Here is a 21,111-nt window from a genome sequence, read left to right on the forward strand (position 1 = left end):
TCTCGAAAAATTTGTTGTATTAGCAATGCTCTAGGCATCTGCCGATTTTCATAAGTTCTGATCAGAAAAGTGTCAGATATGACTGGCTAGTTATTCAATTAATGACTTTATCTATACACTTTTGATTTGTTAACTTCTGACAACCCAGCGCTGTACCTGACTGGCACCACAGGGCTCTAAAACCCTAGAAATTCACAGCAAAAATCGCATTTGACGCTTGCCAGGTCACTGCACCTGAACGCGCCCAATGGGCTGTAAAAAAAACCGCGCCCCCGCCATCAAACCCTGTAGCTCCAAGGGTTTGGCCACCTGCAGGCATGGTATCGACGGCCTTTTTCCGCCCACACACCCAGCAGCAGCGCCAGCACAGAATGCGCATTCAACATAGCTGTTAATGATTTGATTCATTGATTTATTAGCATAAAGCTATAATTTATGCGCATGTGTCGCTGTATGCCGCCCAGTCTCTACAGATGGCGGCCCAGACACGCTTTCTTCAGGTCTGCAGGCACAGGGTGGGGTACCGCCCAGCCATTGCGGGCCTGATTCCCCGTTTCATCCCGGGTGGTGAGGTCACCGCCCGCCTTGCGCTACCGCTGCCTGCGGTCGTACCAATCAGCCCCTCGCAGGCAGCACAACACGCCCCTTCTTTCTGCCATGTACCTCTTGATCATTGCTGTCAGCCTGTTGATGCTGAAAATCTATGAAATTCCACCAATAGATAGCTGGCCATGGCCCCATGTGCTGGCGCCCTCGTTGCTGGCCCTGCTGTGGAAGCTGTGGGCCGACTGGTCCGGCTACACACGCCGGCGCAGCCGGGCGCGGCGCGCCCGCAAGCAATCGGCCCGCTATGTGAAAGACAAGGACCTTTTCAGATTCAACGCGACCCGGTCCCGCGACAGATAAGAGCGGCCCACACCGCCCCGGCAAACCCACCCCGTGTTTGCCCTGGAGACGAGAGGCGAGCCGCTGGCGGTGCCACAAGCACCGCCGGGCCTGGCTACCGGGCATGTGTGGGCCACTCAGCGCCGGCTGCATACCGCGCAAGGTATGCGCCATTTCCCCCACGCACTAGAAGAAGTAGTTATGCTCACCTTGATTGGCTTAGCCATTGTTGTTGTCATCGTCGCCTTGCTGCTGAGCGAGAAGGTCTCGCCCGTGATCAGCATGGTGCTGGTGCCCCTTGCCGGCGCCCTGATCGCTGGCTTCAGTACCAGCGAGATCACCGGTTTCTACCGCCACGGCATCAGCTCCGTGGTGCAGGTGGTGACCATGTTCATCTTTGCCATTTTGTTTTTTGGCGTGATGAACGATGTGGGCTTGTTTGACCCGCTGATTCGCGCCATGGTGCGCATCACGCGCGGCAATGTGATTGCCGTGGCCGTGGGCACGGTGCTGATATCGGCCATCGCTCAGCTCGATGGCGCAGGCGCCTCCACCTTCTTGCTGGTGGTGCCGCCGCTGCTGCCGCTGTACCAGCGCCTGAAGATGAGCCCCTACCTGCTGTTTTTGCTGCTGGCTGCCAGCGCCGGCGTGGTCAACATGCTGCCCTGGGGTGGGCCGGTGGGCCGCGTAGCCACGGTGCTGGAGATGGATGCCGTGGCGCTGTGGCGCGAGCTGGTGGTGGTGCAAGGCCTGGGCCTGGCCTTGCTGCTGGTGCTGGCGGTGTTTTTGGGCCTGCGCGAGCAGCGCCGCATCCGCCGCCAGGCGCTCAAGGCCGAGCTGGCGCAAGCCATGCCTGCTGCGGTGTCCGGCTCTGCGTCTGCAGCTGCGTCTGCGTCGGTGGACACATCGGCGCCCGCATCCGCCCATCCCAGCCATGTCGACGAGCTGGCCGCGGCACTGCAGCCCCATGCCGCCACCGAACTGGCCATGCAGGCGGCTGCGGCCAAGGCGGCCGATGAGGCGCGCGCGCAGCTGTTGCGCCCCCGGTTGCGCTGGGTCAATGCGCTGGTGTTTTTGCTCACCCTGGCGGTGCTGGTGATGGGCGTGTTCCCGCCCGGCTATACCTTCATGATTGCGCTGTGCGTGGCCCTGGTCATCAACTACCCCCAACCCAAGGTGCAGATCGAGCGCATCAATGCCCACGCGGGCGGCGCCATCATGATGGCCAGCATCATCTTGGCGGCCGGTACGTTCCTGGGCATCCTCAAGGAGTCGGGCATGCTCAACAGCATTGCGCGGGCCTTGGTCGATGTGCTGCCGGCCGTGCTGCTGCCCTATATGCACCTGGTCATTGGCGCCATCGGCATTCCGCTGGAGCTGGTGCTGAGCACCGATGCCTACTACTTCGCGCTGTTCCCCGTCGTCGAGCAGATCACCTCGCAGGCGGGGGTGCCGTCGACTTCGGCAGCCTACGCGATGATCATCGGCAGCATTGTGGGCACCTTTGTCTCGCCGTTCTCGCCGGCGCTGTGGATGGGCCTGGGCCTGGCCAAGCTGTCGATGGGCCAGCATATCCGCTACTCGTTCTTCTGGATCTGGGGCTTGTCGCTGTCACTGCTGGTGCTGACCTGGATGCTGGGCATTATCTGACCGGCACGGCGCCAGCCCTGCCCCGGGGCAGGGCTGGCGCACCGTGCTAGCGGCGCAGCAGACGGCTCGCTGCAGCGCGCGCAGGCGCACTCTCCTCAGCCGGTGCCGGCCGAGCCTGCAGGGACTGCCGGAAATCGCGCGCATAGCCAAAGCTGGGCGCCGGGTGGCGCGCAGCAAACCAGAAGGTGGTGGCCGCGGCAATCTGCGGCCTGCAGTACCAATAGGCATGGCCATCACCATCCATGGCCCACCAGCGCGCATCCTCTGGCGCCTGGCTCCAATCGATGCTTGAAAAATTCATAGATGAGCTTGTAAAAAAATAAAAGACATTCCCGCGCCGGCTGTCCGGCCCGTCGATGGGCCCGGTCTGCCGCACCAGCAGCGGAGTTTCGGAAATGCACCAGGGGATGCCATTGCGCAGCGGCAGCTCCGGCCCGGTCAAGACATGGCATCCGGGCAAAGGGGCAGGCTGCTGCGGGCATGCACAGCGCATCGGCAGCATGGGCAGCCGGCTGCGGCAGGCAGTGCGCTGGCCCAGGGCCAGGGAGGCGCTGAACGCCACCGGTCAAAACCGCCCTGTGGGCGGCACGCCAGCCTCGGGCCGATCTGTGCGAAAAAACCAACTTAAATAATATACTATATCTATCGTTAATAAATAGCGATAAATTCAACAAATGTTAGGTATGCCTACGATCTACCCCATGTGTGGCACAGTCGCTACCCATCGCGGCGCCATCACTTCGCCATTCATCGGTGAAAACACCGATGAAACAGAGGCAATTTCGTAAAAATCTCCGGAACTTTTACGCTTCTGCCTGGTGCTATCCAGTTGCCATCGGCGCCCGTTACCACCCATTTTTTTACGCATCTGTAAAAAATTTAATTACATAGCAATTTACAATTGGAGTAATTATTTTGATTTGAAAAAATGAATTCATCATGACCCACGTTTACCAGCCGCAGAGATCGGCATCCATCCCCACATTGCGGCAGCTCAGCTGCTTCAAGCAGGCCGCTGAGCACCCCACCTTCACCCAGGCTGCCCAGTCGCTGGCGATGAGCCAGCCGGCCTTTTCCTCCGCCATCCGCGAACTCGAAATCACGCTGGGCGTCACCTTGTTTGACCGCAGCATGCGGCGCGTGCGGCTGACACCAGCGGGCGAATCGGTGCGCGCCCAGGTCAGCTGGATGATTGCCACCTTTGACCAGGGCATGGAGGAGATGCTCCAGCGGCTGCAGCACCAGAGCCGCTCTATCCGCATCCACTGCATCCCATCGGCATCGCAGTGGATTGCGCCGTACATGGCCCAGTTCCAGCAGCGCCACCCGGAGGTGCATTTCGTGCTCGACGACATGCACAGCGACACGCTGATCGAGTCGATCACGCAAGGGGATGCGGATATTGCGGTCGGGCTGCATTTCGATATGCCTGCGCACATTGATTCGCGCCTGATCACCAGCGATGAGATCGTGGTCGTGGTCTCCCCGCGCCATCCGCTGGCCCAGCAGGCCAAGCTGCACTGGCACGATCTCAAAGACCAGCCGCTGGCGGTGCTGCGGCGGGGCAATACCTATGACATGATCACCACCGTGCTGCGCGAGCAGGGCGTGCATGTCAATGTGCCGCACAACCTGTCGTCGATCGAATCGCTGTACGCGCTGGTGCACAGTGATCTGAAAGTCGGGCTGATATCCAGCCTGAGCAAGCAGGCGCACACTGACCCGCAGCTGTGCTACCTGCCGATCGCCCGGCCACAGCTGGCCAGAAAAATCTGTCTGATGAAGCACGGCAAGCAGGCCGACACCCCGTTGCTGGTGCAAGCCTTCTGGGACATGCTGTGCGAGACGCTGTGAGCCCGTCCAGACCACCGCCTATTGGCTGCAGGCCAGCCATTGCTTGCCCTTCCTTCCCCGGCGCCAGTGCGTTATCGCCAGCGCCACAGCCCCGCCCTGCGCTAGTCTGAATACCCTTTGGGCCAGGCGCTTGGCCGCTCACAACAAGCCTCCCAGCTCTTGCCCCGCGCCGTATGGCCAATGCCGGGGTTCAGGCTGTTGCTGGGGTCCAGCTGGCGGTAAAAATCAGCCAACGCAGGCTTGGCCACATAGAGGTGGCCCACATTGTGCTCGGCCGGGTACTCGGCCCGTCGCGCATCGAGCAGCGTCCACATGCGGTGTTCCATCGCCAGCGGATCGACACCTTTTTTGACGATGTAGTCCTGGTGGAAGACATGGCAGAAAAAGTGGCCGTAGTAGAGCTTGTGCACTATGTCGGCCTCGACCTCGGCGGGCAACTGCTCCACCCAGTCACGGTCATTGCGGCGCAGGGCGACATCGAGCGCGACGATATCTTCGACCTGGGCGCGGTGCACTTCGCGGTAGCGGATGGCAGCGCCGGCAATCGCAAAGCGGTGCAAAAAGGCCTTGCGCCCTTCATCGGCATCACACTCAAACCAGCCGCCACTGGCACTGCCAGCAAAATGCGTGCTCAGAAACGCGCGTGTGGCGTCCGCCGTGTCGTTCGATACGCGCAGCAGCAGGTGGTGCTCATAGCGCTCGCGCCACTGGCGCATGCGCGCGGGCAGGTGGCTGGGCAAGAGGTTGGTGAACGCCTGGATGATGCGGTCGCTGACGCCGCGCAGGCCCAGGCGCTCAAAGAAACCATCGACCCGGCTTTTGAGCGCAAAGGCTGCAGGCACGCGGGCAGTGCCAAAGCGGTCAATCAGCAAGAAGGTGTCCTTGCCGTATTGCTCGCCAATGTCGTAGGCGGTGCGGTGGATGTACTCACCGGCAATCGGCAACTCCGGCAAGGCGGTGAGCAGATGGCGGCGCACGGTGGTCAGGTCGTCGGCCGCATTGCTGCCGATATAGAAGACGGTGCTGGGCACTTTGGGAAAGGTATCGAGCCGCACCGCAAACAGGCAGAGCTTGCCGGCCGAGCCCGAGGCCTCAAACAAGCGCGAGGGATCGGCATTGAAGCGCGCGGGCGAATCCTGGTCCACATCGCGCACGGCGGCGGCGTAGCGCGGGTCGGAGGCGGCGCGCTGCGCATCGTGCGTGATGTCGGCCTCGCGGTAGTCGCCGTTATGCAGGCGGGTCAAAATCTCTTGCGGGCTATCCCCCAGCGCAATGCCCAGGTGGTTGACCAGCGCCAGCGAGCCATCGGCCCGCACCTGGGCGTAGAGCGCCAGCTCGGTATAGGCCGGTCCGCGCCGTACCAGCGAGCCGCCGGAGTTGTTGCAGATGCCGCCGAGCACCGAGGCGCCGATGCAGGACGAGCCGATGACCGAATGCGGCTCGCGCCCCAAGGGTGCCAGGACCTGCTCCAACTTGTCCAAGGTTGCCCCGGGCAGGCAGACGACCTGGGCTCCACCGCCAATCACCTGCACCCCGGTGATGCGCAAGGTGTTGATCAGCACGATCTCGCGGTCATAGCCGCTGCCGTCGGGCGTTGACCCGCCGGTGAGCCCCGTGTTGGCCGCCTGCATGATGACAATGCGGCCTGCGGCCACAGCGGCCTCCAGCACCTGCCACTGCTCCCACAGGCTGGCCGGGCGCACCACCGCCAGCACCGGGCCTTCGCCAGTCCGGTGGCCTTTGCGAAAACGGCGCGTGGCCTGGTCGCCCGTCAGCACATGGGCGGGGCCGACGGCGGCGCGCAGTTGGGCCAGCAGCGCTTCGCGCGATACGGGGGTGGTGGTGACAGCGGTCATGGCAGGTCTTGGTAGGGTGCGTCGTTTACTGGCGCACCAGCAGATCGCCGTTGATATCGGCGACCTTGGCCACGCTGGTCAAGGTCATCGCCACGCGCATTTCCTTTTCCATCAGCTCCAGCAGGTGCTTGACGCCGGCCTGGCCGGAGGTGGCCAGCGCATAGATAAAGGCGCGGCCGAGCAAGGTGGCGTCCGCCCCCAAGGCGATGGCGCGCACAATGTCGAGCCCATTGCGGATGCCCGAGTCCGCCAGAATCTTGATCTGGCCCTTGACCGCATCGGCAATGGCCGGCAGCGCGCGGGCCGACGACAGCACGCCATCCAACTGGCGGCCGCCATGGTTGCTGACCACGATGCCATCGGCGCCAAAACGCACGGCATCCTTGGCGTCTTCCGGATCGAGGATGCCCTTGATGACCATCGGGCCCTTCCAGAAGTCGCGAATCCATTCCAGGTCCTTCCAGGAGATCGATGGATCAAAATTGCTGCCCAGCCAGCCGATGTAGTCGGCCAAGCCGGTGGGGCTGCCCCGGTAGGCGGAGATATTGCCCAGGTCGTGCGGTCGGCCGTTCAAGCCTACATCCCAGGACCAGGCCGGGTGGGTGACGGACTGCCAGTAGCGGCGCATCGCGGCGTTGGGGCCGCTCATGCCCGAATGCGCATCGCGGTAGCGGGCGCCAGGCACGGGCATATCGACGGTGAACACCAGGGTGGAGCAGCCGGCGGCCCGCGCGCGCTCGAGCGCGTTCTTCATAAAGCCCCGGTCCTTGAGCACATAGAGCTGGAACCACATGGGCCGGCCCAGGCCGGGTGCCACCTCTTCAATCGGGCAGACCGAAACGGTGGACAGGGTGAAGGGAATGCCATGGGCAGCGGCGGCGCGTGAGGCCTGCACCTCGCCCCGGCGTGCAAACATGCCCAGCAGGCCCACGGGGGCCAGGATGGCGGGGATAGAGAGCTTCTCGCCAAACAGCTCGATGCTGGTGTCGAGCTGGCTCATGTCCTTGAGCACGCGCTGGCGCAGGGCCACATCGGCGTAATCAGCCACATTGCGCTTGAGCGTTTGCTCGGCGTACGCGCCGCCATCGATGTAGTGGAACAGAAACGGCGGCAGGCGCTTTTGCGCGGCGGCGCGGTAGTCGGATGCGGAAGAGATGATCATGGTGGCGCTCTCAGGGCTGGGAGGTTTGTCTCGGTATGTTGGTTGTCAGGGTCCGCGTAGATCAGGGCGCCCCGGGCGGGCTGGGCATCAGCTCGGCCGGCAGGCGCATCGATCGCTCGCGCCGCGCGCGCTCTTCGTCCATCTGCAAGATGGTGTGGCGCACATGCTCCAGGTGCTCGCCAATGCAGGCGCGGGCGCGCTGCGGGTCGCCCTCCAAAATCGCCTGCATCAGGCTTTGGTGCTGCACGGTGAGCTGCTGCAGCGTGACCGGGGCGCTCAAACGGAACATGTCATGGCGGTTGCGCTCCACGGTAGAGAGCACCACGGTGAACAGGCTTTGCATCACCTGCACCAGCACCAGGTTGTGCGAGGCCTCGGCAATCGCCAGGTGGAACTGCGCATCGGCGCGTGCGGCCAACTCGGCATGGCCGCTTTGCTGGTGCTCAATCATCACATCAAAGCAGCGCTGGATGCGTTCCTTGTCTTGCGCGGTGGCACGCTGCGCGGCCAGCCAGGCGGTGCTACTCTCCAGCGCATGGCGGGTCTCCAGCACGTCATAGCGGTAGTTGGGGTCCGATTCAATCAGCCCGGCCAACGGCCCCATGGCCTCTTGCAGCCAATCGGCCGATGGCACCGTTTGCACATAGGTGCCATCGCCGCGCCGGGCCGACAGCACCCCCTGGCTGATGAGCTTTTGCAGCGCCTCGCGCACCGATGTGCGCGACACCCCCAGCTCCAGCGCCAGTTGCCGCTCCGCCGGCAGGCGCTGGCCCGGCTGCAAGCCACGGGCCTGCACCAGGGCAAGCAGTTTTTCGACAACATGGTCAGCGAGGCGCATGGGGAGAGCTTTCAGGTGGTATGTGTTGCCGTCGCGGGCTCCATCAAGGGCGATGGCGCAGCGACGCTCAATGACCCGGAATCATCCACGGAAACACATAGGCCTGCAGCGTAGTCATCAAACCGATGATGACCGCAAAGATCAGGCTGTGCTTTACCGTAAAGCGGAACAGATCCGATTCGCGCCCCGCCAGACCCACGGCCGCGCAGGCAATGGCGATGGACTGGGGCGAGATCATCTTGCCCGTCACACCGCCGGTGGTGTTGGCGGCCACGGTCAGCACCTGGGGCAGGCCCAGCTGCTGCGCAGTAGTGGCCTGCAGCGCGGCAAACAGTGCATTGGCAGAGGTGTCCGAGCCCGTCAGGAACACCCCTATCCAGCCCAGGAAGGGCGAGAAGAAGGTAAAGGCCTGGCCGGTGTGCGCCAGTGCCAGCGCCAGGGTGGCCGACAGGCCCGAGTAGTTGGCGACAAAGGCAAAGGCCAGCACCATACCGATGGAGTAGATCGGCACGGCCAGTTCCTTGAAGGTCTCGGCCAAGGTTGCCACTGCCTTGGACGGCGACAGGCGGGTGAAGGCAATGGTGATCAGCGCCGCAATCAGGATGGCGGTACCGGTGGCCAGCAGCCAGTTGAAGGTGTAGACGGCGCCGTAAGGGGCGGCAGCGGCCACGACGGGCGGTGTCTTCTCGACCAGGTTGTGCAGAAACGGCACCGGAATATTGATGACGGTGGACGCCAGCGGGCCACCCGCGGCAAACAGCGCCTTGAAGGGCTTGATGCTCCAGACCGTGACCATGGCGGTCAGGATGATGAACGGCGACCAGGCCTTGATGACGGCAACAGCCGTCAGCGGCGCGCCCGACGACACAGGCGCTGCGGGCACGGCCGTTGCAGCCGGCTCACCCGCCTCTGGCGTAAAGCGGAAGATGCGCTTGGGCTGCCAGACTTTGAGGAACAGGGTCAGCGCAATCAAGGACACGATAGCCGAGGTGATATCGGGCAGCTCCGGGCCAATGTAGTTGGCGGTGAGAAACTGCACGATCGCAAACGAGCCGCCACCGACCAGCACCGCAGGCCAGGTCTCCTTCACACCGCGCCAGCCATCCATGATGGCCATCAGCCAGAACAGCACCAGCACGGTCATGAACGGCAGCTGGCGGCCAGCCATCTGGCCAATCGCAAAGGCATCGACGCCCGAGACCTGGCCGGCCACGATGATCGGGATGCCCATCGCACCAAAGGCGACCGGGGCGGTATTGGCGATCAGGCACAGGCCTGCGGCATACAGCGGCTTGAAGCCCAGGCCGACCAACAGGGCCGCCGTGATCGCGACCGGCGCGCCAAAGCCTGCCGCCCCTTCCAGAAACGCGCCAAAGCAAAAACCCACCAGGATGAGCTGCAGGCGCTGGTCCGGTGTGACCGACAAGATCGACGAGCGGATCACATCGAACTGCCCCGTCTTGACGGAGATCTTGTACAGAAACACCGCAGCCACAATGATCCAGGCAATGGGCCACAAACCATAAAAGAAGCCATAGACGGCCGAGGCCAGCGCCGCGCTGACGGGCATGCGGTAGAACAACAACGCCACCGCCAGCGCCAGCACCACCGTGACGGTGCCCGCCTGGTAGCCCTTGAGCCGCAACTTGGTTAATGCCAAAAAGAAAAACAGGATCGGAATCAATGCCACCAGGGCCGACACCCAGATGTTGCCAGCCGGGTCGTAGTTTTGCTGCCAGAGAGTTTGCATGGCGATGTCTCGAAGTTATTGGACGGGCGCATGGCGCGCCTTGTTCTTGGGCTGTTCACTGGAGGCTTGGCGCTGACGGGCTGCTAGGGCTGCCCTGTTCTTGGCCTTGCCTGGTGAATGGCTTGTTCGCTATGCCGTTGGTTGGACCTTTGGTCTAAATTGGTATTACCAATAAACCATGAAATCGCCAATCTGCGGCAAAGTTGGGCGATTATTGGGGAATCATGCAAATTTATTGCCAGGGTAAACCCTTAATTTGACAATCTAGTGTGCCATTTTCCATATTGGTCATACCAATATGAAGCAATCAAAGCGCAATGGCTTTGCATGGAACACGTCCGGGTTGCATCAGGCATGGCCTGCCCATGTGCATGTCCAGACGCCGCGGATCCTGCGGTTTTGAGGTTGACTGGATGTGGATGGGGTTGGCGTCGCTGGCAGCAAGAACTTGTCTTGGTTACTGGCGCATGGCGTGTTCAGAGGAAAGCATGCCGAGGGAACCGTAAGCATGCGGGCCTGCGGCTTTCCAACTGGCATGCCGCATCGAAGAAGCGTTGCGCTTCTCCGGTTTTCAACATGGGGCTGAGCTGATCAGCCCCGTGCAGCACGTTCATCAGCTTCTGCATACGTCACTGCCTTGGCGTATCAATTCTCAAGAGACTAAATTACCGCGTCTTTATAGGCAGCCATCGTGATATTTTTCATTTGCGCCCAATCCTCCAACGAAATGGACTGTCCACACCTAGACCAACGAGGGGCCGGATCATACTTTTCAAAATCATCTGGATATAAAAATTCAGAGAATTTCATAGGATTTGGAAAATCAAAATTATCCAACAGACTATATTTCGTCAAAAATAATCTAGATTTCTCTCTCAGCTCTTGCCAACATTCTCCATTCTCAAACCCATTCAAAGATGTATTAAATTCAAGATTTTCAAAAAATCTATTTGACACCTCATCATCAAACAGATTTTCTCGTTCATTGTTTATCTCGCGATATATATCACCACCACCAAACAGGCCCTCCAATAGCGGCATTATCTTTAGCGAATTCAGAAAACAAGATATAAACAGCTGATATAAAGGGTTTATAATGTTCGAATTGAAATCATGATCCAGATCCATGGCTTGAAAGTGCGACTCTGCACAAACAGGCATAATCCTCTTAACGTAGAAATGCGCCAGCTGTGATTCAGGCTTAATCAAAACAAAGTTCATTAAACAATAAACTTCGTATTGGTAAAATCCCTCGTCACTTAGAGAAAGCATTTATCACATTCCAGGCGGTAACTGCAGACGCAGCGGGTTCAAAACCGGATCTTTTAAATATTCTTCACGGCTGTAGTAGTCGCACTTCCCTACAAAGAAGGGATGGTTCTTAAGTTGCTCCACAACCTCAATCTGCTTACAAAAAAGAATGGGGCGAAATGGATCATCGCCTCCCATATCCCCCGTCAAATAAAAATCCAATGCCTCACCAACCATATCCATATCCTCAAATACAGTTAGTACTGAGTCATAGGCATTTAAGGCATTGAGCTCCAAATCAAAATTCAACGCATTTATTGCAAGTGCATGAAATTTTATCGCTATGTCTTTTGAGCAATCAGTACAAGAGTAAGCAATAAAATTAATATCCCAGCAATACCAAAAAGAAATCAACCACAAGAAGGATGAATTCACCTTGGTCAGCACATCAAAAGAGCATACACCTAGGCGTGGAAAATCAGCCAATTCCCAAACTGGTCCAATTGTCGGCCAGTTCTCCCTCAAAAATCTAGGTGGGTCGTAGTCTGCATCATACGACGCAACATTTTCCATTGCCTCTTTAAAACACGACTGCCAGTCCTCTTGGTGCTTTGAAATCAAACTGAAATGAGGAAATTTGCCATTCAACTCTGACAGCAAAATATTCATTTCATCGGTTGTCAGCTTCTCAAAAATAAGTGCATTTTTATTCATGGCATGCCTATTTTGCGCAGTGATAATGATATGACCCTCCTGCAATAGGAAAGCACAAACTTTGGGAGTTATGGCCCACAGCGCTATGCCAATCCTGCCGGAACCATTGCAAATTCCCTTCGCGGCTCCATCGATGACCGGCGCCGAGCATGCGGCCCCCTTGCTGCGATCTAACGCCAAATTCAACATATATGTCTCGATGCGATTTGCTGAGAGACAACGTGCCCACCTTAACCTGTTTAACCGGAAAAGGAGAAACTTTACCTGGTATTTCGGGGGTTGGCCCATAAATCAGCAGCGCATTTCTGGTACCTCTAATAAATTCCCCCATAGCTTTAGCGACCCCCTTATTTGCAAATATTGCAGCAGACTTCCCTGCCAGCTCTGCAACCGCTACATCAAAATTTTCCATGGCATTCACAAAACCCTTTTGATTTTTTGCATCCTTCATGGAATTTTGCCACTCTGGGCCTTGGAAAACACTCCATACCTGTTGGTATGCATGTACCAACTGCAGCAAGGTCAGCGCATGGTCTAGCTTGTCCAAAATCCCGAGCGCTCTGGTACCTGCGGAAGTTACGCGCATCAAATGTCCAAAATTGGGCATCGCCATGGATATAAAAATGTTCCCACTCGGATCCACCGTATTCACCGGGTCCGCATTGCCATACAGGTACTTGTTCAAAGTCAGCGGAATGCGACTCGCGCCGGGGTGCTCATCCATCGAGATAAAGCGACCAACTTGCGGATCGTAATCACGCGCACGGAGATGCAGCAGACCCGTCTGGCTGTCGGCATATTCGCCGGTGTAGCGGTGGCTGGTGGCAGCGGCATCGGCCGCATTGGCGGGCATGCCTTCAGTGGCGCCCAGCGCAATGCCGAATGCGTCGTAGCTGAAGACATGGCTGGTGGCAGCGGTTTGGGCCACACGCACGCTGCCCAGGCCATCGCTGAACAGCTGGGTTTGCGCGCCAGCCGAGGTGCTGGCGATCAGCTCACCTAAGCCATCGGGGGTGTGCACATGCACGGTATCGACCCAGGCGCCGCTGTTGACCTTGGTGCTCTCGACCAGGATCTCGCTGTAGCTTCGCTGGTGGTCGACCTTGTAGTGGGTCTCCGTGGTGGTGGCGCCCTCTTTGACCAGGCGCTTGATGCGGCGGCCGCTACTGTCATAACCGTACTCAACCGTTTTAGCGCCGGTGCTGACCTTGGCCAGGCGGTTGTCCACCGTCCAGGCATAGGTGGTGGTATCGGCGGGTGATGCCTTCTGCACCAGGTTGCCGCGCTCGTCCCACTGGTAAGTGGTGGTGCCGCTCAGGCTATCCACACTTTGCGTGAGGCGGTCATGGCTGTCGTACTGGTAGGTGGTGACCTGGCCGTTGTGGCTGACGCTGCGACGGCTGCGGTTGCCTACGTCGTCGTAGACGTAGTCGATGGTCGAGTCAAACACCGCAGGCGCGGTTTGTGCCACGCGCTCCTGCAGCAGCTTGCCGGCGGCGTCGTACTGGTAGCGCACGGTGCGCTCCACCGTCTCTGCCGGGCTGCCTACCCCCACCATGCGCTCGGCCACCTGGGTGCGCTGGCCTGCGGCATTGAGGGTGTAGACAAAGCTGGCAATGTCTGCACCGTCTGCCTTTTTGTGCAGCACGGCTGTCAGCTGGTTGGCCAGGTTGTACTGGTAGTCGGTGGTGCTGCCATCGGCCCGCGTCACCTGTACCCGGTTGCCTGCGTTGTCGTAGGCAAAACGGGTGGTGCTGCCATCGGGGTGGGTCAGGGTCTCCAGCTGGTTGAGCGTGTTGTAGCCGGCCTTGATGGCCTGGCCCGAGGTGCTGACCTGGGTGCGGTTGCTGTTGGCGTCCCAGGCGTAGTCCAAGGTCGCACTGAAGCTGGTGCCCAGGCTGCTGTGGCTCCAGACCTCGCGGGTGACGCGGTCGTTGCCGTCCAGGGTCAGGCCCAGGTTGCCATAGGCGGTATCGGTCTGGCTGTTCATGCGGCCAAAGCTGTCATAGCCTTGGCTCAGGCTGCGGCCATCGCTGCGCGTGACTTTGCTGAGCTTGCCGCCCACGTCATAGCTGTAGATGGTCTGGCTGCCGTCAAAGTCAGTACGGGTCACCAGGCGGCCTTCGCTGTCGTAGACCAGGCCTTCGCTCTTGCCGCCCGGCAGCGTGCGTGCCACGCGACGGCCAGCGCTGTCGTAGCCATAGCGGGTGGTGTGGCCGTTGGCATCGGTCTGGGTCAGCAGCTGGTTGCTGCCATTCCAGGTGTAGCCGGTCGCCTTGCCCAGTGGGTCGGTCACAGTCTTGAGACCGCCCAGCGGATCGTGGCCAAACTGGTAGGCATGGCCCAGCGGGTTGGTCTCGCTCAGCAGCACGCCATTGGCGTCATACGCAAACTGCGTCACCGCGCCATTGGCCAAGGTGGTGCTGGTACGCTTTTGGGTGTTGTTGTAGACGTGGACTGTCGCCCGGCCCAAGCCGTCGGTGGTCTTGACGAGGTTGCCCGCCAGGTCGTACTCGCGCGTCACCGCAATGCCAGCGGCATTGGTCTGCTTGGTTTCACGGCCAGCCAGGTCGTATTCAAACGCCGTGCTGTTGCCGCGCGCATCCTTGCTGGAGCTGAGCTGGCCTGCTGCGTCGTACACGCTCTCGACGACAAAGCCCATTGGGTCGGTGACCTTGGTGGCGCGGTCCAGCGCATCGTAGGCTGTGCGCGTGCACAGGCTACCGATGCAGCTCTGGGTTTCGTTGCCGTTGTTGTCATAGGCCCAGCTCTCTACCCTGCCATCCGGGTAGGTGGTCTTGGACTTCTCACCACGCAGGCTGTACTCATGCGCTGTCTTGCGGCCCTGGCTGTCGGTCTCTTGCACCAGCTGGTCCGCCGCATCGTAGAGGTAGGTGCTGGTGTCGCCCACCGCATTGGTGCGGCTGGTGACATTGCCCTTGGTGTCGTAGCTGCTCTTTTCTACCACCGTGGTGGCAGGTTGGCCCGGCTGGGTGACGATGGCGCGCGTAGTGGAGATGACGTTGCCTGCGCTGTCGTAAGCGTAGGTGGTCACCGTACCGTCCGGAGCCGTCTCGGTCTGCTTGAGCGTGGCGCCATTAATCTTGGCATAGGTGTAGCGGGTGGCATTGCCGACCTTGTCGGTCATGCTGCTCAGGCTACCCGTCGGGCTGTAGCCCATGCCAAAGGCCTTGCCAGCAGCATCGGTGATGGCTGTTAGATCACCGCTGGCGTTGTAGCCATTGGTGGTGACGTTGCCTGCCGCATCGGTGATGGTGGTGACATTGCCTTGCGCATTGAAAGCCGTCTTGGTCACACGGCCGGCGGGATCGGTTTCGCTGGTGACATTGCCGAAGGCGTCGTAGCTGCGCGTGGTCTTGCGGCCCAACGCGTCGATCACCTCGATCTCGTTGTCATTGGCGTCATAGGCGTACTTGGTGGTGCCGCCTGCGGCATCCAGCACGCGGGTGATGTTGCCCCGGTCATCAAAGTCATACACGGTGGTGTTGCCGTTGCGGTCCTTGATGGTCTGCTTGTTTGCCGTGTTGTCGGTGCTCACCGTCACGGCCTTGCCGGCGGCATCGGTCTGGCTCAGCACGCGCCCGGCGTCATCGTACGTGGTCTTCAGCGCCAGCCGGCCCAGTGGATCGGTATAGCTGGTCAGGCCATGCGCCACCTTGGGGTTCTCGTAACGGAAGTCGGACGCCGCATTGCTCTGGTCGACCACCGAGATCAGGTTGTCGGCTGCATCGTAGCCATAGTTCAACACCTGGCCGCCGGGGCCGCTGATCTTGCTAATCTTTCCCTGCGCATCGCGGGTAAAGGCCAGCGCCCAGCCGCCAGAGTGGCTGATACCGCTGCGCGTGAACTGCAGGCTGTTGCCATTGCGGTCCTTGATCTGCTGAATGCCGAAGTCCTTGTTCAGGATGTATTCGATGCCATCCAGAGTGGTGAGCTTGTACTGGCTGGGGTTGAAGGTCTCGGTCGTGCCCATGTCGAACAGATCACCACCGGCCAGACGCAGATCGCTGTAGCCCAGCGCTTCGAGCTTGCTGCCGCTCTTGTTGCTGGCCTTGGCGCTGAATGCGAGGCTGACGCTGGGGTTGGACGCCCACTGCAGCACGCTCACGCACTCCGGACTGGCCCGCAGGTCGAACTGCTCAAGCCTGCCGTCGGGCATACGCACCGATGCCACGCGGGAGCCTTGGGGCCGCACGCAGATCTTGCGGTTGAAGCCCGAGCCCGTCTCCTGCATCACCCAGGAGCGGCCCAGTACGCCATTGGTCTGCAACCAGACGTCCTGGTAGTCCACCGACCAGCCGTAGCCAAAGTCCATGCGCTGCGCGCGTTTGAGCGAGTCATAACTGCGCCGCACAGTGAGCGGCAGGCCTTCGATCTCAAAAGCCATATCGGTAAAGGTCAGCTGCAGGGGCGCCGTCTTTTGCTCTCCGCTGATAGCCACCGTCACCTTGGCGCTGGTCTCATTGCCCGAGATATCGCGCACGACCAGGCCCAGGTCGTACAAGCCGTTGGCCAGGGTCTGGGGGTTGAGGTCGCCCAACTTGGCGGCCGTCACGCTGGCGCTGCCGCCGCCAATCTTGCTCCACTGGTTCTGGCCCGCTGGCGAGATCATCAGCAGGTACTCAGCCAGGTTGGCATCGGAGGCCGTGCCCATGATGGCCGTGGGCTCGAACACGTCCGTCACCGTGATGTCGTCCGAGCTGCCCGGCGCGGTGATGGCCGCCAACGGCGCCAGCACATCGCTGGGGTCCTTGACGCCGAACCAGTCGTCCACGGTCACGCTGCTGCCCTTGGCATCGCGCAAGGTGAGGCGCAGGTTGTGCTTGCCCATCGCCGTGGGCGTGAAGATGGCCTGGTAAGCGGCGTTTACCGTCACGGCACGGCCGTTCACGGTCAGACTGCTGACGGTGTAGGGCGCTGTTCCGCCCTGCGCAAACACCTGCAGGGTGGTCGATTCACCCAGGTTCAGGTATTTGGGCGATGGCGTCACGCCCGCCTCCAGCGGTCCGCCCGCTGCGGGCTCGGTCACGCGCAAGGTCCAGCTCTGGGTGACGGAGGCCTGGCCGTCCGACACCGTCACGATGATCGCATGCGTGCCTTGCGAAGTCGGCGTGCCCGAGATCAGGCCTGTGGCCGACATGGTCAAGCTGGCCGGTGCGCCGCTCATTCGGTAGGTGAGGAAGTCACCATCCGGGTCTGTGGCCACCACCTGGTAGGCATAAGGCGCAGCAATGGCCGCAGTGGGCACGGGCGCGCTGGTGATGACCGGCTCGCGGTTGGCCGCAATCTGCAAGGTATAGCTTTGCACCACATAGGCGCCACGGCTGTCCTGCACCTTGATCTCTACCGCATGGCTGCCCAGCACCGGGCTGTTCCAGGTCAGCAGGCCGCTGGCCGATATGGCCATGCCCGCAGGGGCCTTGTCCAGCGCATATGTCAGCGGGTCGTTCTCCGGGTCGGTCGCCGTAACCTGGTATTGATAAGGCACGCCCGGGGCCCAGCGCAGCGCGGGCTTGCTGCTGATCTGGGGTGGGTTGTTGGTTGGCAGCTGCACGTAAACGCCAAAGCTTTGCGTGGCATAGGCCCCCTTGGCATCGGTGGCGCGCACGGCTACTGCATGGGTGCCGCCTTGCGCCAAGGTGGGCGTCCAGCTGATGGCGCCCGATGTGGCATGGATCGCCATGCCGGCGGGGGCTGAGACCAGCGTATAGCTGATGGCATCGCCATCCGGATCGGTCGCCCGCGCCGTGTAGGCGTAGGCCGAACCTGCGGTGGCCGAAGTCACCGGTGTGGAGCTGAATGCGGGTGCGCGGTTGGAGGCGCCCGAGACCGAGATGGCGTAGCCCTGGGTGGCGATGCCACCCTTGCCGTCCGTCACCTCCACCATCACAGGTGCCAGCCCAGCCACATTGGCAGGAACGCTCCACTGGATGGCACCGGTGCTGCTGTCAATCAGCATGCCCTGCGGGAACTCCGTCAATGCATAGACCAAGGTATCACCATCGGCATCCACGGCCTTGAGCGCATAGGTATAGCTGGCGCCCGAGACAGCGCTGGTGCCAGGCTGCGTGGTCACCCGGGGTGGGCGGTTGCCGGGCTGGCCCACGCCAATGGCATAGGTCTGCGATGCGGTGCCGCCCTTGCCGTCGGTCACCTGCACGGTCAGCTGCGCCTGTCCGCTCGTGCCTGCCGGCACGGCCCAGGAGACCCGGCCCGTCTGCGCGTCCACGGTGATACCGGGCTCGCTGGTGGAGACGCTGTAGGTCAGCACATCCGCATCGGGATCGCTGGCCAGAATCTGGTACAGATAGGCCGCGCCGGCCGTGCCGGTGGCGACCGGGGTCGAATTGATCAGCGGCGGCCGGTTGGCGGTAACGCCCACGCCTATCGCATAGGCCTGGGTCACTTCGCCATCCCGGCCATCGGACACTTTAATCTCCACCGTCTCGCTGCCGGCAAAGCCAGCGGGCACGGGCCACTCCAGCTTGCCGGTGGCAGAGATCGTCATGCCTGCCGGGCCGGTCAGCAGCTGGTAGCTGAGCGGGTCACCATCGCGGTCGGTGGCAACCACCTGGTATTCATACACCCCACCGGCAACGGCCGTCACCTTGGGGGTGGAGCTGATCACCGGCGGCTGGTTGCCGCTGGCGGGCAGCACTTCGAGCTGCCAGTTCTGCTGCGCGACATTGCCGGCGGTATCGGCCACCTCGATCAGCAGCGCATGCACGCCCACATCGGCCACGCTGGTGGCCCAGCTCAGCTGATTGCCAGCCCAAGCGGCTGCGGCAGGCCCGGAGGCGAGGCGGTAGCTGAGCGTCTCGCCCTCAGGGTCAGTAGCACTGACCGAGTAGCTATAGATGGCGCCAGCGCGCACCTGGCTAGGCGGGCGGCTGGTGATGGCGGGGGCGCCATTGCCATACACCGGCAGCTGGATTTCAAACGCCTGCTCGGTCTGGCCACCACGCTGGTCGTCCACCTGCACGCGCACAGCAAACTTGCCAGCGGCGTTGCTGGCAAACTTCCAGGCGATGGCGCCCGTGCGCTCACTGATCGTCATGCCAGCAGGTGCCTGCAGCAGCTTCCAGACCAGGTTGTCACCATCGGCATCGCTGGCCGAGGCCGTGTAGCCGTAAGTGGCGGGGTAGGCCACATAGGTGACCGGTGTGGCGATAAACACCGGTGCCCGGTTGGGCGTTGCCGTGGTGCGAATGCTGAAGCTTTGCTTGCCCTGGTTGCCATCCGGATCAGTGGCTGCCAGGACGACCGCGGCCGTCCCCGCCACAGGCGATGGCCAGGTCACGGCGCCGCTGCTGGCGTTGATCACCAGGCCTGCAGGGCCACTGAGCACGCTGTAGACAATAGCGTCACCATCGCGGTCGCTGGCCAGCGCCTGGTAGGTATAGGGCTGGGCCACGGTGGCCGTCAACACCGGCAGGCTGGTGAATGCCGGGAACGCCTGCACGGACACCACCACGCGCTGCACATCACGGGCACCAAACTGGTCGGTGACCTGGATCACCAGCGGATAGGTGCCGGGCTCGGGGTTGGTCCAGTAAATGCCTCCAGAGGCATTGATGCTGATCCCCGCCGCCTGGCTGCCCAAGGTGTACTGCAACGGCCCTCTCTCGGGATCTGTGGTGGTGACCTGGTGGGAGAAACTCACACCCGCAGGTACCTTGGCAGGGAACTGGCTGGTGATCTGCGGCGGCAGGTTGCCATCCACCACATGGATGGAGAAGGCCTGGCTGGCCAGCAGCCCCTTGCCGTCGCTCACCTGCAGGTTCACGCGGAAATCCCCCATTAAGCCTGGCTGCCAGCTGATCTTGCCGGTGGCGGCATCCACGGTCATGCCCACGGGGGCATACATCAGCTGGTAGCTGAGCGGGTCGCCATCGGCATCGATGGCCGTGGCCTGGTACTCATACAGTTGGCGCACATCCCCAGCAAGCACCGGCTGGCTGGTAAAGATCGGCGGGCGGTTCACCTGGTCGCCCACACTCCAGTGCGCAGGCACATAGGTCGCTACCTCGCCAGAGCTGCACCGCGCATGGCCATCCACATCCAGCGCCCGGATGCTGTAGTAGTAGGTTTTTTGCGCCTGCACCGTGCGGTCCAGCCAGGTAGAGTGGCGCGACTGCGTGGTGCCCAAACGCACAAAAGGACCTTCCAGCTTGTCTGCGCGGTAGACCGCATAGCTGGCGGCGCCGGTATCGGCCCAGGTCAGCTGCACATTGCCAGGTTTGGCGCGCAGTTGCAGGTCATTGACGCAGGCGCCCTGCGGCGGAATGCTGACCGAGCCAAAGGCATCGACATAGACATAGCCGCCATGGCCGCCTTGGGAGCAATCGGCACCCACTACGCGGATCTGCAACTCGTTGCCCAGGCTGCTGTCGGGCACCTCCAGGTCCACATCGATAAAAGGGGTGGATAGCCATTTGCTGCCCTTGTAGACCGTGGTGTAGAACACGCGGCCGGGCTGGTTGGCAAAGGCAAAGTCGTAGTACAGCGTCTCGCCCTTGGTCAAATCCTTGATCTCGACAAAGAAGTAAGGCTGGTTTGTGGGATTGTGGCTGGGGTCCTCCAGCACGGCGGCATAGCTGAAGCGCACATGCAGCTTGCCGTCACCCGGGTCGCGGTCGGTTTCGGCAATCACACCCTTTTGGATGATCTCGTTGATGTGTGCGCCGTTGTCGTCGTCGTTGACCTTGGCCGAGAAATTGCCCTGGCGCGGCAGCACCAGCTGCGGTGCGCGCGGGTCAAAGCGGCCATCCACCACGCTGACCTTCTCCAAGCCGCTGCCATTGAAGCGCACATCGCCAACTTGAAAAGGCGGCGCGCCGGTCAAGCCCGGGTTCAGGCCAAAGCGCTTGGTCCAGCCCGTCACCGTTTGGCTTTCAAAATCGCCATTGACAAAGATGGCGTGCGAATCACCCCCCGCGCCCAGGCCCAGCACCAGCAGCAAGGCCAGCATCCAGCTGCGCCGGCTGCCCAGCCCTCCTTTGCGCTGCAGCCACCGTGCGCCCAGCAACAAGGTGCAGCCCGACAGCAAACTCAGCGCCAGCCAGCCCATGGTGGGAATGGATTTGAGGGCGCCCGCAGGTGCATTGACGGAGGCGGATGCGCTGTTGTT

General features: G+C 61.3%; 11 protein-coding genes. 3 read left to right on the top strand and 8 right to left on the bottom strand.

Translation table 11 applies throughout. The annotated features are described in order from the left end of the window. Positions 1-657 precede the first annotated feature (657 nt). Entirely contained in the window at positions 658-906 is a 249-nt protein-coding gene (locus ACPEE1_RS00210; RefSeq protein WP_116925448.1) for a TIGR04438 family Trp-rich protein, read from the top strand. 180 nt (positions 907-1,086) lie between these two features. Continuing rightward, positions 1,087-2,535, top strand: a complete 1,449-nt coding sequence (locus ACPEE1_RS00215) for a CitMHS family transporter (protein WP_423934922.1) — start codon at positions 1,087-1,089, stop codon at positions 2,533-2,535. A gap of 46 nt (positions 2,536-2,581) precedes the next feature. On the opposite strand, the gene ACPEE1_RS00220 is transcribed toward ACPEE1_RS00215, so the two are convergent. Continuing rightward, positions 2,582-2,836 (bottom strand): hypothetical protein, encoded by a 255-nt coding sequence (locus ACPEE1_RS00220; protein WP_021026177.1) that lies wholly within the window; start codon positions 2,834-2,836, stop codon positions 2,582-2,584. Between the two features lie 638 nt (positions 2,837-3,474). Here ACPEE1_RS00220 and ACPEE1_RS00225 point away from each other — a divergent pair. Beyond that, the gene (locus ACPEE1_RS00225; protein WP_182344501.1) at positions 3,475-4,389 is read left to right on the top strand and encodes a LysR family transcriptional regulator; all 915 of its coding nucleotides are present in this window, start codon (positions 3,475-3,477) and stop codon (positions 4,387-4,389) included. Between the two features lie 101 nt (positions 4,390-4,490). Here the strand turns inward: ACPEE1_RS00225 and dld are convergent, their stop codons facing one another. The 7 genes from dld to ACPEE1_RS00260 all read right to left on the bottom strand — a co-directional run bounded on the left by dld (position 4,491) and on the right by ACPEE1_RS00260 (position 21,051). Then, a complete protein-coding gene (gene dld, locus ACPEE1_RS00230; RefSeq protein ID WP_423934923.1) occupies positions 4,491-6,245 on the bottom strand; it encodes a D-lactate dehydrogenase in 1,755 nt (584 codons plus the stop codon). A gap of 25 nt (positions 6,246-6,270) precedes the next feature. Then, positions 6,271-7,407, bottom strand: coding sequence for an FMN-dependent L-lactate dehydrogenase LldD (lldD, locus tag ACPEE1_RS00235; RefSeq protein ID WP_116925444.1), 1,137 nt, complete (start codon positions 7,405-7,407; stop codon positions 6,271-6,273). A gap of 61 nt (positions 7,408-7,468) precedes the next feature. Continuing rightward, on the bottom strand, positions 7,469-8,245 hold the full coding sequence (lldR, locus tag ACPEE1_RS00240; protein WP_116925443.1) for a transcriptional regulator LldR: 777 nt from the start codon (positions 8,243-8,245) through the stop codon (positions 7,469-7,471). A gap of 67 nt (positions 8,246-8,312) precedes the next feature. Next, positions 8,313-9,995 carry an L-lactate permease gene (lldP, locus tag ACPEE1_RS00245; RefSeq protein WP_182344497.1) on the bottom strand — a complete coding sequence of 561 codons (1,683 nt, stop codon included), beginning with the start codon at positions 9,993-9,995 and terminating at the stop codon, positions 8,313-8,315. A gap of 660 nt (positions 9,996-10,655) precedes the next feature. Further along, positions 10,656-11,267 (bottom strand): hypothetical protein, encoded by a 612-nt coding sequence (locus ACPEE1_RS00250; RefSeq protein ID WP_423934924.1) that lies wholly within the window; start codon positions 11,265-11,267, stop codon positions 10,656-10,658. Between the two features lie 3 nt (positions 11,268-11,270). Continuing rightward, positions 11,271-11,960 (bottom strand): hypothetical protein, encoded by a 690-nt coding sequence (locus ACPEE1_RS00255; protein ID WP_133248106.1) that lies wholly within the window; start codon positions 11,958-11,960, stop codon positions 11,271-11,273. 7 nt (positions 11,961-11,967) lie between these two features. After that, positions 11,968-21,051 carry a putative Ig domain-containing protein gene (locus ACPEE1_RS00260; RefSeq protein WP_423934925.1) on the bottom strand — a complete coding sequence of 3,028 codons (9,084 nt, stop codon included), beginning with the start codon at positions 21,049-21,051 and terminating at the stop codon, positions 11,968-11,970. Positions 21,052-21,111 lie beyond the last annotated feature (60 nt).

The sequence above is a fragment of the Comamonas sp. 23 genome, assembly GCF_049601575.1.
GTDB lineage: Bacteria > Pseudomonadota > Gammaproteobacteria > Burkholderiales > Burkholderiaceae_C > Comamonas > Comamonas squillarum.

Bases quoted from the DNA above. Each gene is read 5' to 3' on its own strand.
- ACPEE1_RS00210 (WP_116925448.1), top strand. From the start codon at position 658: ATGTACCTCTTGATCATTGCTGTCAGCCTGTTGATGCTGAAAATCTAT.
- ACPEE1_RS00215 (WP_423934922.1), top strand. From the start codon at position 1,087: ATGCTCACCTTGATTGGCTTAGCCATTGTTGTTGTCATCGTCGCCTTG.
- ACPEE1_RS00260 (WP_423934925.1), bottom strand. From the start codon at position 21,051: ATGGGCTGGCTGGCGCTGAGTTTGCTGTCGGGCTGCACCTTGTTGCTG.
- dld (WP_423934923.1), bottom strand. From the start codon at position 6,245: ATGACCGCTGTCACCACCACCCCCGTATCGCGCGAAGCGCTGCTGGCC.
- ACPEE1_RS00220 (WP_021026177.1), bottom strand. From the start codon at position 2,836: ATGAATTTTTCAAGCATCGATTGGAGCCAGGCGCCAGAGGATGCGCGC.
- ACPEE1_RS00225 (WP_182344501.1), top strand. From the start codon at position 3,475: ATGACCCACGTTTACCAGCCGCAGAGATCGGCATCCATCCCCACATTG.
- lldR (WP_116925443.1), bottom strand. From the start codon at position 8,245: ATGCGCCTCGCTGACCATGTTGTCGAAAAACTGCTTGCCCTGGTGCAG.
- lldD (WP_116925444.1), bottom strand. From the start codon at position 7,407: ATGATCATCTCTTCCGCATCCGACTACCGCGCCGCCGCGCAAAAGCGC.
- lldP (WP_182344497.1), bottom strand. From the start codon at position 9,995: ATGCAAACTCTCTGGCAGCAAAACTACGACCCGGCTGGCAACATCTGG.
- ACPEE1_RS00255 (WP_133248106.1), bottom strand. From the start codon at position 11,960: ATGAATAAAAATGCACTTATTTTTGAGAAGCTGACAACCGATGAAATG.
- ACPEE1_RS00250 (WP_423934924.1), bottom strand. From the start codon at position 11,267: ATGCTTTCTCTAAGTGACGAGGGATTTTACCAATACGAAGTTTATTGT.